The sequence below is a fragment of the Paenibacillus sp. DCT19 genome (assembly GCF_003268635.1).
Lineage (GTDB): Bacteria > Bacillota > Bacilli > Paenibacillales > Paenibacillaceae > Paenibacillus.
Window position 1 is genome coordinate 3,997,766 of sequence record NZ_CP029639.1, and the last position, 16,392, is coordinate 4,014,157.

Annotated in this window: 15 protein-coding genes and 1 pseudogene; 7 read left to right on the top strand and 9 right to left on the bottom strand. The window is 44.6% G+C overall.

Going from position 1 to position 16,392, the window contains the following annotated elements; all coding sequences use genetic code 11:
• Nucleotides 1-14: 14 nt before the first annotated feature.
• Nucleotides 15-3,248 carry a beta strand repeat-containing protein gene (locus DMB88_RS31415; RefSeq protein ID WP_254438244.1) on the bottom strand — a complete coding sequence of 1,078 codons (3,234 nt, stop codon included), beginning with the start codon at nucleotides 3,246-3,248 and terminating at the stop codon, nucleotides 15-17.
• 290 nt (nucleotides 3,249-3,538) lie between these two features.
• On the opposite strand from DMB88_RS31415, the gene DMB88_RS18065 reads away from it, so the two are divergent.
• Nucleotides 3,539-4,618 carry a GGDEF domain-containing protein gene (locus DMB88_RS18065; protein ID WP_128102475.1) on the top strand — a complete coding sequence of 360 codons (1,080 nt, stop codon included), beginning with the start codon at nucleotides 3,539-3,541 and terminating at the stop codon, nucleotides 4,616-4,618.
• Nucleotides 4,619-4,721: 103 nt separating this feature from the next.
• Here the strand turns inward: DMB88_RS18065 and DMB88_RS18070 are convergent, their stop codons facing one another.
• Both DMB88_RS18070 and DMB88_RS18075 read right to left on the bottom strand, forming a co-directional pair.
• Nucleotides 4,722-5,243 (bottom strand): hypothetical protein, encoded by a 522-nt coding sequence (locus DMB88_RS18070; RefSeq protein ID WP_128102476.1) that lies wholly within the window; start codon nucleotides 5,241-5,243, stop codon nucleotides 4,722-4,724.
• A 62-nt stretch (nucleotides 5,244-5,305) separates the two neighbouring features.
• The gene (locus DMB88_RS18075) at nucleotides 5,306-5,881 is read right to left on the bottom strand and encodes a GGDEF domain-containing protein (protein WP_254438245.1); all 576 of its coding nucleotides are present in this window, start codon (nucleotides 5,879-5,881) and stop codon (nucleotides 5,306-5,308) included.
• Nucleotides 5,882-6,146: 265 nt separating this feature from the next.
• On the opposite strand from DMB88_RS18075, the gene DMB88_RS18080 reads away from it, so the two are divergent.
• Entirely contained in the window at nucleotides 6,147-6,959 is an 813-nt protein-coding gene (locus tag DMB88_RS18080; RefSeq protein ID WP_128102477.1) for an undecaprenyl-diphosphate phosphatase, read from the top strand.
• A gap of 111 nt (nucleotides 6,960-7,070) precedes the next feature.
• On the opposite strand, the gene DMB88_RS18085 is transcribed toward DMB88_RS18080, so the two are convergent.
• Entirely contained in the window at nucleotides 7,071-7,832 is a 762-nt protein-coding gene (locus DMB88_RS18085) for an AAA family ATPase (RefSeq protein WP_254438246.1), read from the bottom strand.
• 410 nt (nucleotides 7,833-8,242) lie between these two features.
• Between DMB88_RS18085 and DMB88_RS18090 the strand changes: the two genes are divergently transcribed.
• Together DMB88_RS18090 and DMB88_RS18095 are read left to right on the top strand one after the other, a co-directional pair.
• Nucleotides 8,243-8,395, top strand: a complete 153-nt coding sequence (locus DMB88_RS18090) for a DUF1540 domain-containing protein (RefSeq protein WP_128102478.1) — start codon at nucleotides 8,243-8,245, stop codon at nucleotides 8,393-8,395.
• A gap of 209 nt (nucleotides 8,396-8,604) precedes the next feature.
• On the top strand, nucleotides 8,605-10,059 hold the full coding sequence (locus DMB88_RS18095; RefSeq protein ID WP_128102479.1) for a 4-hydroxyphenylacetate 3-hydroxylase family protein: 1,455 nt from the start codon (nucleotides 8,605-8,607) through the stop codon (nucleotides 10,057-10,059).
• Nucleotides 10,060-10,083: 24 nt separating this feature from the next.
• Here DMB88_RS18095 and DMB88_RS18100 read toward each other — a convergent pair whose 3' ends face one another.
• From DMB88_RS18100 to DMB88_RS18110, 3 genes are read right to left on the bottom strand one after another with little or no spacing between them, the layout of a single operon-like run.
• A complete protein-coding gene (locus DMB88_RS18100) occupies nucleotides 10,084-10,650 on the bottom strand; it encodes a nitroreductase family protein (RefSeq protein WP_128102480.1) in 567 nt (188 codons plus the stop codon).
• 34 nt (nucleotides 10,651-10,684) lie between these two features.
• A complete protein-coding gene (locus DMB88_RS18105) occupies nucleotides 10,685-11,488 on the bottom strand; it encodes a hypothetical protein (protein ID WP_128102481.1) in 804 nt (267 codons plus the stop codon).
• A gap of 5 nt (nucleotides 11,489-11,493) precedes the next feature.
• On the bottom strand, nucleotides 11,494-11,946 hold the full coding sequence (locus DMB88_RS18110; RefSeq protein WP_056689646.1) for a flavodoxin: 453 nt from the start codon (nucleotides 11,944-11,946) through the stop codon (nucleotides 11,494-11,496).
• 313 nt (nucleotides 11,947-12,259) lie between these two features.
• Between DMB88_RS18110 and DMB88_RS18115 the strand changes: the two genes are divergently transcribed.
• The 3 genes and pseudogenes from DMB88_RS18115 to DMB88_RS18125 all read left to right on the top strand — a co-directional run bounded on the left by DMB88_RS18115 (nucleotide 12,260) and on the right by DMB88_RS18125 (nucleotide 14,237).
• On the top strand, nucleotides 12,260-13,123 hold the full coding sequence (locus DMB88_RS18115) for a class I SAM-dependent methyltransferase (protein WP_128104499.1): 864 nt from the start codon (nucleotides 12,260-12,262) through the stop codon (nucleotides 13,121-13,123).
• Nucleotides 13,124-13,125: 2 nt separating this feature from the next.
• Nucleotides 13,126-13,850, top strand: a pseudogene (locus DMB88_RS18120) (RluA family pseudouridine synthase).
• A 72-nt stretch (nucleotides 13,851-13,922) separates the two neighbouring features.
• Nucleotides 13,923-14,237, top strand: a complete 315-nt coding sequence (locus tag DMB88_RS18125) for an MGMT family protein (RefSeq protein WP_128102482.1) — start codon at nucleotides 13,923-13,925, stop codon at nucleotides 14,235-14,237.
• A gap of 73 nt (nucleotides 14,238-14,310) precedes the next feature.
• Here DMB88_RS18125 and DMB88_RS18130 read toward each other — a convergent pair whose 3' ends face one another.
• Together DMB88_RS18130 and DMB88_RS18135 are read right to left on the bottom strand one after the other, a co-directional pair.
• The gene (locus DMB88_RS18130) at nucleotides 14,311-15,819 is read right to left on the bottom strand and encodes a DHA2 family efflux MFS transporter permease subunit (RefSeq protein ID WP_128102483.1); all 1,509 of its coding nucleotides are present in this window, start codon (nucleotides 15,817-15,819) and stop codon (nucleotides 14,311-14,313) included.
• Nucleotides 15,816-16,262 (bottom strand): MarR family winged helix-turn-helix transcriptional regulator, encoded by a 447-nt coding sequence (locus DMB88_RS18135; RefSeq protein WP_128102484.1) that lies wholly within the window; start codon nucleotides 16,260-16,262, stop codon nucleotides 15,816-15,818. The genes DMB88_RS18130 and DMB88_RS18135 overlap by 4 nt, the downstream gene beginning before the upstream one ends.
• Between the last annotated feature and the right edge of the window lie 130 nt (nucleotides 16,263-16,392).

The window sequence follows — 16,392 nt, forward strand, 5'->3', positions numbered from 1 at the left end:
GGTGGCAACAAAGGTTACCGTAGCGCTGCCCCGGCTGGGACTTGCCCTATATTAATTCCGGTATTCGGACTTACGCCTGGGGCTGGAGCACCGTTAATGATGACACTGTTGGTGTTAAATACTGCACCGGCGGGTACAGGGTCGTTTATCGTCACTACTGCAGCGATATTACCCCTGTTATTAACTTGGATTGTATAGTTAAACGAATCTCCAACCGTCAGATTTGTTGTACTCGCGGATTTCACCAATTGTATGATCGGTTGAAATACGGGAGTCGTGACAACAACGGAAGAAGATACGCCATTAACACTTCCGGTTGTAAATGCAGCTCCCGCTCGGTTGCTAACAGAACCTGTGGTGGGTACCGCTGTAACTCTTGCCTGATACGTGATGGTTGCACTGTTAGAGCTACTGCTGGAGCTACCTAATGTGCCTATCGAAATCCCTGCAATTGGACTTGCGGATCTCGCAGCAGTCCCGTTAATGGTTACACTGCCTGACACAAATTCTAGGCCTGTCGATGGAGAATCCGAAACAATGACATTTTGTACAGCAGCGATGCCTGCATTCGTAACTACCACCGTATAGGTTAGAATCTCACCCACTGTAACATCAGGCGCATTCACGGTTTTGGTGATGGTGACATTGGGAGCAGAAGCCGCAATCTGAACTTGGTTAGACGCTGCGCTTCCCGATAGACTCCGACCACTTGGCAGTAGATACGTGTAACTGGCTGTTGCCTGATTCTGCAAGGTCGGTGGTGAAGGAATCGAGCTCAATGTTGTTTGAAAAACAACCGTCGAGATCCCTCCTGGCGCAAGAGTTCCCAATGAAATTCCTGTTACTGGACTCGTTCCTGGTCGAGCCGAGCCATTCACGGTTACAGATCCAGCAATAAAGGTAAGACCTGCCGGAATCGTATCTGTTACATTCACTTGAGCACTTAGATTCCCTGTATTTCTAACAATCAACGTATACCCAATCTGGTCACCCAACGTTGCATTTGTTGCGCTAGCCGACTTATTGATTGATATTACAGGTTGAAATACAGGTGTACTTATTGAATTGGAGTTCGAAATCCCTGAGAACGCACCGGAACTGTACGACACGACTGCTTGGTTACCTAGTGATCCCGACACAGGTAGGGACTGCACATTAACCTGAAACGTAACTGTAGCTGAAGTGCCGGCTGCCAGTGTGCCAAGAGATATGCCACTGCCTGGATTGGCAGCAGGTACATTCGTTCCTCTAACGACCACACTACCAGGTACAAATGCTGTGCCAGCGGGAAGAATGTCCGTAAGTACGACATTGTTGATCGCCTGAATGCCACCATTCGATGTAACGATGGAATACGTAAATGTTTCGCCAACAGCAACGTCCGTAATCGTTGCTGATTTGACCACGACAACATTTGGTAACGTAACAGGAATAGATAAAATGTTCGATGCCACTGAACCGTTAATCGTTCGTCCGTCAGGCGAATTAAAGGTATAGGTAGCCGTAGCTTGATCCACCAGTGTTGGGGGCGAAGGCAGATTCGTTACAAGCACCTGAAAGGTTACTGTCGTTACACTTCCTGCTGCAAGGCTTCCAAGATTCACACCTGTCGCCGGGTTGGCTCCTGCCACCACATTGCCATTCACACGAAAGCTGCCTGCAACATAAGAGCTGCCTGCAGGAATGTTATCCGTGAGGGTCACGTTTGCCGCTACATTGCCTCCATTGTTAACTTGAAGAGTGTAGGTCACTTGATCCCCAACCGTAGCATTGGTAGTACTCGCTGATTTCACAATAGACAGGTTAGGAGAATATACCGGTAATACAGAGCTGTTGGACGGAATTACACCCGTGATGACCGAACCACCTGCTACACTCTGAAAAGTAAAGGCCGCACTAGCAGAATTGACTAGTTGCAAAATATTAGCATCGGGTCCGATTAATGCGCGATATGTGACGACAATACTACTAGATAGATTCAATGAGCCCAGAGGTATACCCGTTGTCACATCCAGCGTTGGCCTAGATACTCCTGCCACAGTGACACTGCCTGGAATAAAGGTGAGACCCGGTGGCAATGTATCCGAAAGCACCACACTAGCGGCACTAGCTGTACCTCCGTTACTAATCGTTACTGTATACAGGATACTGTCCCCTGCAACAGCTCCGGTGGCGACGGAAGCCTTAGCAACTGTAATTCGGGGTGCATTGATATCAACCTGTATGGCATTGGCATTAACGATGTAGGCATCTCCCGAAGTGGTAAGCGTCAGTACCGCTGAGGACTGGTTATTAATCAGCCTAGCCGAGACATCTACATTCGTAATATCCCAGCCTTGACGTCCACCAACGATGTTGGAACCAGGAGCTCCATTCACTTGGTTACGTGTGCCAAACGTACCTGTTGTGTTCAGCGCTCCGGTATCCCCGTTAATTTGAGACGCAAAAAAATTCGCTGCCAGATTGTTCGGGCCAGATAAAGCAACCGAAGTCGCTGATGTCGGGCCAAAGAGCGCCTGGTCTCCGGTTCGGTTAGCATCTCCCTCCTGTGCACTGAATAAAGCCCTGCCCCCAAGCGTACCGGATAGTGGCGTAGCAAACCCAGTCAGTGTGGTGACTACTGGCGCCGAAGTGGATTGTACAAGCACACCACCAGCCCGAAGAGACATGTTTCGAAACGGAAGATTTCCGTTCTGGTAAATAACCCCTAGTGTCCAACCCGCGTGATTCGCTGTAGCATCGTTTGTAATGACAATCGTGCCTACGACAGCCCCCGTGATGTATGTACCTGCCCCACCATTTGCGACTAATGTGGTTACATTCGCTGAACGTACGTACCCCGCAGCATTATTTCCTAGATCGAATTGATTGTACGTAAGTGGATCGGGAGTAATGCTAAAAGTCCCCGCCGGAGTAGTAAAGGTTACAGGGTTATTAATGGCTGCACTGAGATTGACCGTGCCATTAATATAACTTCCTCCCCAGATTAATTCTGCGTACAAGATTGTACTGCCAGCAGGAAGATTCAGAATGGCTGCGGAACTGTTGCTCTGGTATGCACTTGTAGTCCCAAGAGGATATGTTCCGTATTGCACACCCGCATTCGTTGTCGTAAAACCTCCGATACTGTCTTGCGTTCCAGGTACCCCTGCCGTATCTGAACGACTTAGACCAAGGGTATTGCCCGTAAAAGTGATTGCTCCTGTAGCGTTAACGGTTGAGCGAACGACAAGAGGAATGGAGTTCACCTCCCCTTCATCCAAAATCATGTTCCTTGATATGGAGCCTTGTAAAAGTCTATGACGCACCCTTCAGAAATTTGTTTATTCTATGGTGAAAATTTCTTTCTTTTGGTGTATACTTGTACATTTTATTTCAAATTTAATGATTGCCTTTTGTCCAATGTGATTTATAATCATCATATACGAGAGAAGAAGTTTCGTATCATTATGATGCAGTCAGCGGTGATATATTGAAAATTCCCTTTACACAACGTAGTCATATACCTACAGATTATGAGTTCAAACATTCCAAGTGGATGAAGAAAATATTACGAGCCTACTGGCTTGTTATTAGCCTCCATGCACTCGTACAGATTGCTTGCTACGTATTCCTCGCTTATGATCGCACTCCAGCCGATTTCATCGTGAATGTAGTCATTTTGCCTACGGCGGCGGGAAGTGCAGGTATTCTCTTCGCAAGTTGGATTGATCGACGGTTGAGCTCCTATTCCTCTTATGCCATGTCGGCAGCCAGCACCATCATTGCTTGGACGATCATTCATGTCAATTATGACATTCGGATTATTATGGCCGCATGTTTGTTGCCTATATTTTCTTCCGTGTTGTTCTTCAACAAAAAAGGAGTATGGGTCTCTTTTGTCATGCAGATGATAGGTTATCTTCTATTACTTGGAGTGCCTAGCTATCGCCAGTTTTTAAGTTCATTTGATATCGTTTCCATACCTGTATTCCTGCTTGCCGGCACTTATGTTGCTCAAGTCATTGTTACCAGCAGTATTGAAGTTCTGGATGATCTCAAGGACAGCATGTTAGCGAAACAAGACCTGATCGTTAGAAATGCTATTATGGCCAAACAATCCAAAACAGATGGATTAACCAACCTGTATAATCAAAGTTCATTCAAGGATTATTATGATAAAGCGTATGAATACGCCAATAACGGCATGAGTCTTCACCTCGCATTAATCGATATCGACGATTTCAAAGCGATTAATGATACCTACGGACATCGCGTGGGCGATGTTATTTTAGAGAAAGTTTCATTAATCATTCAAGAAAATATAACTTCAAGTGATATTGCGGCACGTTACGGTGGAGAAGAGTTTGCCATCTTAATGTTCGAGCAGTCTTTTGAGCAAGCTTATGCGATGGTAGAGCAGATTCGGCAAAAAATTGCGAATATGGGACATCTCGAACTTGATGGTGCTTTTGTTACCGTTAGTGTTGGTCTCAAGAGTTATAGCCCACACCTCTCAAAGGACAAGTTGTTTGAAGAGGTTGATGCCTGCCTATATGCCGCCAAACGGACAGGAAAAAACAAAACCGTCACCTCCCTTGATCTGCCAAATCTAAAGTCTGACGTATCCGGTGTATAGGAATGGTCAAAATCAAAAAAAGTTGTGTTGTTTAACCGCATTACGGTTAACAGCACAACTTTTTTGGCATTTAGCATGTATTCGATTCATGGCATATTGGCGATTATTCCGCCCAATCCCAGCGATTCTTATTTTGCTCCAATCTGGGATGAAGTTCTGTAGCTGGGCCATCAATAATAATCCGCACTTCTTTGATCCATTCCTTGAAGGAGTCGAAGGAAGCGAACAGATTCGCCATTTCAGTGGTTAGATACAAAAAATGAGGTGCTGGATACTCGGCTTTAATATGACGTAAGGCTGTATCCATCGGTGTGTATTTCTTCCGCTTTCCCTCAAGCCCTTCTACACGTATACGGGCATCTGTATGTTCCCGTCTCCATTCGTGCAGCCGATCCTCTCGTTTGAAGTAAGGCAGTATGCTCCCTGATCTCATCCGTTTAAATGTACTTTCATGAAGCGGATAGAGCACTAATTGTGCAAAAGCACGACTGTTCGCGAGGTTCAACGCATGCTCCAATTGTTCGTCTGTGACCTGCTCGAATGTATCATAAAAAATGAGTGTACCCTTGCGGCTCGCCGCCGGGGGTTCGTAACCGTATGGCACGTTAGTATACGAATTAGCCATTCTTCCCCCACCCTCCTTAATCGATTGCTTCACAGAAGCATGTAACATATGTTTATTATGGACTACCCGTTACTTTTCAAATCCGAATAAAATGTCATCCGATTTTTACCTGCACGCTTGGATTCATACAATGCCTCATCGGCCATCCGAATAATTTCGCTTGGATTGTTACTGTTGGTTGGATACTCCGCACCACCGATACTGCATCCAATCTGAATACGCTCATATTCAATTACAAAAGGTTTGTTCAAACTTTGGATAATGTCCTCCGCATACACTCTAGCTTCCTCACGTGGATTGCTTCCCACTGAACGAAGCACGATCAGAAACTCATCTCCGCCCAATCTGACAGTTATCCCTTTTTCCTGACTTAGCGCATTGAGACGTTGAGCTACTTTTTGTAACAAGACATCCCCCGTTTGATGACCAAGGGAATCATTCACGCTTTTGAATCCATCCAGATCAAGATAGAGGAAGGTGAGTGTGTGATCCACGCTTTCTGTCTCCAGCGACTCTTCCAGGTAGTATTCAAGAGCCGTCCGGTTTGGTAAACCGGTTAATTGATCGAAGTGCGCCAAATTCTGCATTACAACAAGCTCAGAGTCTTTATTTTTACAGCAAGTGCCATCATGAGCCATATAGAAGTTTTCCCTTTACGCAAAATAAACCCACCTCTTATTTGATATTGATAATCATTATCAAATAATATCATGCTATGAAACAACTGACAAGCATATTTCATATGTCGTTGTTAGTGTTATTTTCTACTCTTTACGAAATTGAAACTTGCAAGTCAGTTAGCTAAACAACTATCATCAATAGAGTAGAATATCCTTTATAAGAGAAAAAGAGCTGATCATTGGAAGCATCAACGCCCAATGATACATATTCAAGGAGGACAAGATGGAAGACATTATATTGTGGTTAAAGTATTTATTATTAGGTATTGTACAAGGTGCGACAGAGCCCATCCCGGTTTCCTCCAGTGGCCATCTGATTATTGCCCAACGACTTATGGGGTTGAAGCAGAACGGATTGTCATTTGAGATTTTGACCAACACAGCGTCTCTACTAGCGATCATTTTTATTTTCCGGGAAGATATCAAAAAACTGATTATCGGTGCATTAGGTTATCTGCGAACGCGAAAACAAGAATATAAAGCAGACTTCATGTTTTGCTTATACATAGTGATTGGTACAGTTCCAGCTGCTGTCGCTGCAGTGCTGTTCAAAGATCAGATTGAAGAAATCTTCTCGTCTGTATACACCGTTGCCATCGCACTATTAATTACTGGGGTTGCTCTATGGCTGATCCGTAATCTTCGTGGACGCAAGCAGGACGGGGATCTCTCCACTAAGGATGCGCTGTTGGTTGGTCTTGCTCAGGCCGTTGCGCTGATTCCAGGCATAAGCCGTTCTGGGGCTACAGTCATTGCTTCTATCGCCGTTGGTATGAAACAGGAAACTGCCTTAAAGTTCTCGTTTATGCTCTATATTCCTATTAGTATCGGCGGACTCATTCTAGGCGTATCTGACATTGCCAACGATCCGAACCGCGGCCAGCTTGCTATTCCTTATCTGATTGCATTCATCACAACCCTCTTCGTCACTTACTTCTCCATGAGATGGTTTATGGGAATTATGGCGAAAGGCAATCTTAAATATTTCTCGTATTACTGTTTTGCAGCGGGTACATTACTGCTTATCTTTTTATAAAAAAAACAAGTACACAAAAAAGGAACAATTGGCCCGTCGCCATTTGTTCCTTTTTCAATTCAACTACCCATTCTCCGTTGATAATCTTCCGTTTGATCGGCAGTCTTTGCATTAGGTGCCTAGTAGCCGTGGCATATATTCATCGTAGGCATCTGAGATCAATTGCTCGTGCAGAGGACTGCTCGTTATAATCGCTTTTCTTTTGGCTTTCAGTATAATCTGCTCCACATCTGCGAAGCTACAGCCTTCTAAACGCTGACACATATAATGTTGTACATCAGGCTGGTGTTCGAACTGCCCGACCAGCTTGCTAATATAGCGTTGCCTGCTTGGAGTATCTGGCATAGCGTAATTCATTTTGGTATCAAATCTGCGCCAGATCGCATGATCCAATTGTGTTTCAAGGTTAGTCGCAGCAATACATATACTGTCCCCTTCGAACTCATCAAGGCATTGCAGCAACGTATTCACAACCCTGGCCATCTCTTTTACCTCATCGTTACTTTCTCTTGTGCGCGCAATGGCGTCGAACTCGTCCAAGAAGAGCACGCATGGATTCACCCTCGCGTATTCAAACAATTTGCGCACATTGGTACTTGTTTCCCCAAGATGACTATGAATGATCGCATCCAGACGCACAAGCACCAACGGCAAGTTCAAACGATCTGCTACATACGATGCGGTTAACGTTTTCCCTGTGCCTGGCGGCCCAAACATGACCAATTTATTAGGGATCGGAACCTCGTGTTCTGCAAAACGATCCTTCATCCCAAGAATCGTTATAAACTCTTCAATAATGCGTTCATTCTCCGCCGAGAATACAATATGTTTGGCTTTACGTGCACATTCCTTGGGTGAATAGAATGCAGCCATATCAATCCCTTTTGCTCAAGGGATACGATTGATGTGATTGGTTTTACTCATTACGCTAACTCTCCTTCAACGCTAATCAAGCGGTATCCATTAGAATTGTTGATGATCTATAAATAAGTATGATCCGTCATTCGGTTTTTATTCGTAATAATTACTATTAAAAGATATCATACAATCTCCTTTTTGCCAAGGACGTACCTATTTTAATGAAAAAAGCACCACCATGGACTTGTCCTGTTGCAAGCTGAGACATTATTTGCTATTCTAAATGTGCATCGTTGTGTGTAACGCAAAAAAGCCCTCAAGTATCAGAGAGCAATAAAGTTCAGATTAGCAAGCGGCAACTTGCAGAATCTGAGTATGTCTTATACCAACGAATGTAATCCCACTACAAAGCGAGGTAATTAATCATGGCAAAAGACGTATTGTGTGAAGTAAATTCTTGTGTTCACTGGGCTCAAGAGAACAAATGTAATGCAAGCTCCATTTATATCGTAAGCCACAGCTCCAAAAAAGCAAGTGAGTCTGCGGAAACAGACTGCAAAACTTTTGAAGTAAAATAAGATAATCCATTGTTTGAAGTTAAAGGAGCCCTAGCCGGTTCCTTTTTCTTTTTGTATTGTAACAAGAATGATAATTATTATCAAGCCTTTCTTACAAAAAAATCGTTATTCCCTTAACGCGCTCGGATGCACACTGGACGTTCTTCATACGTAAACTACGAAAGCAGTGCGTATGCCTATGCACGATTAGATCCAAGAGGTGAATAACGATGCCCGTTAAAAATGGCAAACAGTATGTTGAACGTATCAATGCCCAAACTGTACCTGTGTGGTACAAAGGAAACCTAGTGACCGGAAACCGTTCAGACCATCTTGCTTTTGCTGGTTTAATGGATACTCAGGCCAAAATGTATGATATGCAGCACGACCCATTGCTTGCGGCTAAGATGACCTATGCCTCCCCAGTAGATGGCAAACCAGTCGGTCTCTCCTTTCTGCCCCCCAAAAGCGTGGATGATCTAGAGAGACGCCGTATCTCCATGAATCTATGGTCTAATATGCATCATGGCTTCTTAGGTCGCTCCCCTGATTACATGAATACTGCAATTATGTCCTTTTATACTGCCGCAGACCTACTGAATGACTTATCGCCACAATATGCTGAGAATTTGAAAAACTACTATGCTTATTGTCGTGACAATGACATTACACTCTCTCATGCATTCATTCAACCCCATGCCAGCAAAATCTCCGGACAGATTGATGCAACCGAGGATGCCATTGCGGCTAAGATTGTAGATCGAACACCTGATGGATTGATCATCAACGGTGCATTCATGATGGCAACTCAAGGTACCACTTGTGATGAGATTTTTGTATATCCATCCCCTTCTCCAGCACCATTTGAAGATGAAAATCCGTTTGCCTTCTCCTTTGCTGTCCCGAATGATCTACCAGGCATCAGCATGATCTGCCGAGATACGTATGCAGCAGATTCACGTTATAACTATCCGCTCAGTTCCAGATATGAAGAGATGGATAACATCGTTATTTTTGACCATGTATTAGTGCCTCATGAACGAGTCTTCTTCGCCGGAGATGAAGAAATGTCCTCACGTTTATTCAGTGGAAGTCATTTCCACATCTACGCAGGACATCAGGTATTGTGTCGCTATATTGCCAAGACTGAATTTATTTTGGGAACGATACAGTTACTTACGGAAACACTGGATCAGGTCTCCGAGACTCATGTCATTGAAAAAACAGCTCGCATATTAGCTGGGCTTGAAACGTTAAAGGCGTTAGCTATTGCGGCAGAAACCAATGCCATACCCGATGGTAGAGGATTCTTACTGCCTGCTCCCAAACCTCTGATGGCAGCGAACATCTTGTACCCGAAACTCTATCCTGACATGATGGATACGATGCAGTTGTTAGCCTCCAGCGGCATGATTATGATCCCGCAACAAGAGGAGTTCCAATCCGATGTAGCTGCTCATCTCAACACGTATCTTAAAGGCACCAGCTCAACATCTGTAGAACGCACTGCACTGTTTCGTCTGGTCTGGGAGCTAGGTTCAGGTTCCTTCGGTGGCAGACAGACCCAATTTGAACGGTTCTTCTTTGGCAATACGATAACGGTATCCAATCGACTGTATGGTACTTACTTGAAGGATCAGACCTACCGCGAACTCGTTCGCAGCTTCATCACAGACACAAAATGACGACATTTGTAACGTTTAATTCGGTTAAACGAGATGATCGTACACCGTCATAAGCTCAGAAGCGGGTCTTCCATAGTCCACATGCCTGAACGCTGGCTGGTCTCCATACCCGATATGAAACACACCTAGCACTTTCTCTTCAGGGGTTAGACCCATCAGATTCATGAACACTGGATGATGTTGATAGTCGTTCATCTTCCACACAGCATGCAAACCTTTTTCTGCTGCCAGCAAGGAGAATCGTCTGCTCCATGCTTTTGCTGGTAACAATTGATCCTCTCTGGCAGCAGATGGGGCTACGACGACTAGATGTGCTGGGATCGCTTCAGTATATTGATACGTAGCCCAGTCCCCATAACGATCAGCCAAGTGAGGAGGATAGCTCTGTCTAACTGCCTCCAAGTATAACTGGCGACCTTCCCCCGCGAACAACATAAAGCGCCACGGCTCTGAACTCATTACATATAATGATGGGTCTGCTTCATCCAACAATTGTCCAATAACAGCTTTTGGGACAGGAAGTGGACTAAATTCACAGCTGCCAGCTTGACTTCTCACATTACCCATCTCATGCTTCGTATGGCTAGACATGGTATCAATCCTCCTTCATCTCACTTTAGCTTCTCTACATTAACCAGGTTTTCTTCGTCTCAGTTTCACTTCTACGTCGATCAGCCTCTTCATGAATACGAGCTTTGTCACGCGCACTGAATTGGTCTGATTCTACATCTTCGGCTTGCGGTACACTGTCTCGAATCAAATGAATATAATCCATAGAACGAGCAAGTGACTTCCGTCCAGGCATAAAACGAATTTTACGTCCTTCCAACAAACAATACACTTCAATCATGCCAGGCAGTTTGCCAAAGGCCTCATAACAAAACACGCTTGTCATATGTTGAAAAGCTTCAACCACATTTGGGTCATAACCAACCATATATTTCTGGATTAACAGTGAGTCCCAGCCTTCAGGCTGCCAAGCTGCATGAAAAATCATCGACAGCTCCATAGACAGCGAAGGAATCTCTGTTTTCCACTGCTCGAACAAAATCGAAGGATGCTGCAGGTCTTCGTTTGTCCGGATGATACGTGATAACTCATCAATGATTTTATTTTTTACTTCCCAGTAGTGGAGCACCGATTCGAATCCCGTTGTTTTTTTGGGCCACCACTTCTCCAGCATGTACTGCACAGGCACTTCCTTACGCACATCCGGATCCATACTGTAAAAGGCATTCACGGCGTGACTGACTGCATACTGGACTCGATGTCTCCATAGGAGTTGAGATGCCTGCGTAATCTCCGGTTCTGGGCGAATGAACCGGTGTGGACTCCGCAGCATCTCCTCTAATTTGTAATCTTCAAGCAGTCGTGTTGAGATTCCCGATAACCCCAATGGAACGCCTGCTTGAACATGTTGTTTTAACATTTTCTCTAGGAAACCTGTAATCCGGCAGCAATGAATTTTTTGCCAAAGTCACGGCAAGTATCCTTCTCCTGCTCCAGCGGACTATATTCGATTTTAAGCATCTCTGGATATACTTCCGCCCCACGCTCCTGCAACTTCTCTGCCGCCAGATCAACCGCTCCGCAGTACTGCTCATAGGAAGTATCACCACTACCAAATACTGCGGCTCTTTTCCCGGTCAGATCCAACTCATCCAGCTCTTCATAAAAATCTAGAAACTCATCCGGTAGCTCGCCGTCTCCCCAGGTATACACTCCAATTAGAAATCCATCATAATCCAGCACATCCGCTGCATTACAATCCGTTACAGACTTCAGATCCGCCTCATGACCGCTCTGTTTGATTCCTTCCACAATCAATTCAGCAATTTCTTCCGTATTTCCTGTCATACTTGCATAAGCCACTAACAATTTAGCCATCTATTATTCCCTCACTTTATATAATCATGGATATTCGATTCACGAATGAAGTAACATTTGAATTATCAAAATCATATGTGATAATGATTATCATTGTCAAATTAAATTTTCCAATGTAATCAATTTTAGTATACGGAGCTACCTCAAAAACAACACTAAAATGTATATCGTTATAGAACTTTACATTATGACATGGAGCAACATATCTTGCGGGTTCGTTTTCTTATAGGTCTTGCGCCCCCTAACTGGCGTATATGTCTATTTTTGTTGTACAATAGTATCCAAATGACTTTTGAAGGATGGATAAATGAATATGTACGTAGCTAATCAATGGAAGGATTATGAAGTAATTGATACTGGAGGCGGCGAGAAGCTGGAGCGTTGGGGCGATGTCATTTTGCGCAGACCCGATCCACAGATTATCTGGCCACTTAAACAAGAAACGAATGAATGGCGTCAGGTGCACGGTCATTATCACCGTAGTTCTTCTGGTGGCGGCAGCTGGGATATGAAACAGCCGATTCCAGAACGCTGGACAATCGGTTATGAGAACCTCAAGTTTCACATTAAACCAACTAGCTTTAAGCATACGGGTCTGTTCCCTGAACAAGCCGCTAACTGGAGCTGGATGATGGATAAAATTAAGAACGCAGGTCGTCCAATATCCGTACTGAACCTGTTTGCATACACAGGTGGAGCAACCGTTGCTGCTGCCTATGCAGGCGCTTCTGTTGTACATGTGGATGCAGCTAAAGGCATGGTACAATGGGCAAAAGAAAATGTGCAGTTATCTGGGCTGGCAGATCGTCCTGTTCGCTTCATTACAGATGATGTATTCAAATTCGTACAACGGGAAGAACGTCGTGGTAACCGTTACGATGCGATTATTATGGATCCTCCTTCCTATGGTCGTGGACCCAATGGAGAGACTTGGAAGCTGGAACAGAACCTGTATCCGTTCCTTAAGTCCTGCATGAATATTTTGTCGGATAATCCGTTGTTCTTGCTCATTAACTCATATACAACAGGTATCTCTCCAACGGTATTGCGTAACATGCTTACGATGACGATGTCCGCTCAATATGGAGGCAACATTACCGCAGGCGAGATCGGTTTGCCGATTACACGTAGTGGTCTTGACCTGCCTTGCGGCATCTTGGGCCGCTGGGAATCCTGATTATGTCTGATCATTCACACAGTACGGTAGATATCCCTATTTTGTTTGAGGATAATCACTTGCTCGGTATTGTTAAACCCGTGAACGTCCCAACTCAGGAGGATGCTTCTGGAGATCCGGATCTACTTACACTGCTTAAGCAGGATCTGAAGGAACGCTACAATAAACCGGGCAATGTGTATCTCGGTCTCGTTCATCGGCTCGATCGACCTGTCGGTGGGGCGATGATCTTTGCCAAAACATCCAAAGCAGCTTCTCGTTTGTCTGAGACTGTTCGGGACGAGATTTCCGCAAAATATATACAGCTGTTGTACATGGCAAGCCACCAGCTCAGCGTGGTACGCTGAAGCATACGTTGCTGAAGGATGCCCGTACAAATACGGTTACCGTTGTACCCCCAGGTACACGTGGCGGTAAAGATGCGATATTAGACTACCAAGTGCTCGGCCAGAATGACCGGTACAGTCTTGTGCATGTTGAACTACATACTGGCAGATCCCATCAGATTCGGGTACAGATGCAAGCCATCCATTGCCCTCTGTTCGGAGATCAGAAGTACGGCGCAGGAGTGAATAAACCAGGCCAGCAGATCGCCCTCTGGTCTACTATTGCAGGATTTCCCCATCCGGTGACCAAAGAAGAGATTACGCTAAAATCGCTTCCTCCGCGGGAATTCCCTTGGGCTGAGTGGCCAATTCAAGTGTATGAGCAGGCTTTTCAGAATTAGTGCAATAACCGTGTATCCCGCTTAGACATGGGTACACGGTTTTATTCTATTGTGAAAGGAAACTTCATTCTTATGACACCATTCACACAAAATGTCGTCTCCATCATCTCTTCTATTCCCGAAGGCAAAGTCATGACCTATGGACAGATTGCCGCTCATGCGGGGAGTCCACGAGCAGCAAGACAGGTTGTACGTATCCTGCACTCCATGAGCCGGAAAGAGCGTCTTCCTTGGCACCGAGTCGTGAATGCCAAAGGTGAAATTGCAATTCCAGATGAACATTCACGGCTAATCCAGGAAACCGAACTGATCAGTGAAGGTGTAGAATTCAAGCTAGATGGAACCATTAATCTTGAATTATTTGGTTACCAACCTGAGCTTGAATAGCAAAACAGAGCCCGGACAGATTGATCTGTCCAGGCTCTGTTTTTTTCGTTTATTTTACATGAAGCATTAATCCTTACGCTGTTGCGTTGACTTCTGCAGATTCTTGAGGCGTCGGTTCGACAGCCGGTTTTGTTTTGCGAATAAAGAACGCCATTAGCATCGCCACAACCGTCATACCAGTCGCTACCGTGAAGGCATAGTTAACACCATAGATCGTTGCGTCAGCTGTCGCACGCAGCATTGCTGCTTGGTCATTTGGGTTAATCTGCCCTTGAGCAAGTGTATCTGCCAAGTGAGATTTCAGCTTACTACTCATAATAGTGACAAGGATTGCCGTACCGATTGCACCTGCCACGGTACGCAGTGTGTTAGACATTGCCGTACCATGTGCGTTGAGACGCTGAGGGAGCTGGTTCAGACCAGCAGTCTGAATTGGCATCATTAGCATGGACATCCCGAACATACGAGCTGTGTAGATAAACATCATATAGCCATATGTTGTATCAATCGCTAAACGGCTAAGTCCCCAGGTTGTAACAGCTGTAATCGCTAGACCCGCAACGGACAACCATCGCGCCCCTACTTTATCGAAGATCCGACCTGTAATCGGGGACATAATTCCCATTAGAATTGCACCTGGCATCATAAGAAGCCCTGATTCAATCGGTGAGAACCCACGAATGTTTTGCAAGAAAATAGGTAGCAGGATCATACCTGCAAACATAGCCATCGTTACAAGCATGTTAATAATCGTTGTTAGAGTATACATGTTGTATTTGAAAATGCGGAACTCCAGAAGCGGATGATCTGTTGTCAATTGACGAATAACGAATAGAACCAGAGAAAGTGCACCTACAATCAGACAACTGATAACAATTGCGCTGCCCCATCCATCTGTACCTGCATCACTGAAACCATACAGCAAGCTACCAAATCCGAGTGTGGATAGGATAACGCCTGGATAATCCAATTTCGGTTTAGATTGACGTGTTACATTTTTGACAAATGCGATACCGATCCCTGTTGCAATAATAGAAAATGGCAGAATGATGTAAAACAATAATCTCCAAGAATAGTGCTCAACCACGTAACCTGACAATGTTGGTCCAATCGCTGGAGCCAAAATCATTGCAATCCCCATTGTACCCATAGCTTGACCACGTTTCTCAATAGGGAAGATTGTCAGGAAGACAACGGTCATCAGTGGCATTAGAATACCTGCACCTGCTGCTTGAATGACACGACCGACCATAAGGATCGCAAAGGTAGGACTAATCCCACAGACTAATGTTCCTAATGTAAAAAGCATCATAGCAGTGATAAAAATCTGACGTGTAGAAAACTTGGCAATAAGATATGCCGTAACGGGGATCAGTACCCCATTGACAAGCATATATCCAGTTGTAAGCCATTGGGCCTTATTCGCGTTAATCGCGAGGTCTTCCATGATCTTAGGAAGAGCTACGTTCATCAGTGTTTGATTCAAGAAGGCTACAAAAGCACCGATTAACAACGCGGCAACGATTGGCCCTTTCTTGATGTTGTCCATCCCCATGGATGGCGCTGTAGCGGTTGTACTCATTGATTGTTCATCTCTCTTCCTTCTAACTTTTCAATCATTTGGGTATGGATTCTTAGCAGATGATCAAGATCTTCCTTCGGAATATCCAGAATAGGCGATACTCTTTCCATCCATAAGTGATGTGTCTCCTGCTGCGCCTTCTCCCCTTTATCCGTAATCTGCAACATAACGGATCGGCGGTCAGCATGCGAACGAGTCCGGATGATGTATTCACCTTTCACGAGACGCTCTATAACTGCACTCATAGAGCTGCTTCCCATATGGCAAAGTTCTGCCACTTCGTTAACTCCGATTGAAGGTCGCTCCTTCAGAATGGATAACACCATAAACTGAATAGAGGTCAACTCGATCTGCTTGTTTTCATTCCAGAATGCTCGAAAGAGCATTTGATTCACCTGTCGGAACGAATTAATAATATAGAATACTTCATACGTATCAGTCATTGTTTCACCCGTTTACTTTTGGAATATAATATTTCGTACACGAAATATCAGGGGAACAATTACTTATTATAACAAAAATATTTACATAGTCAACTCTTTACATATGATTTTTAAAATAATATTAGAACAT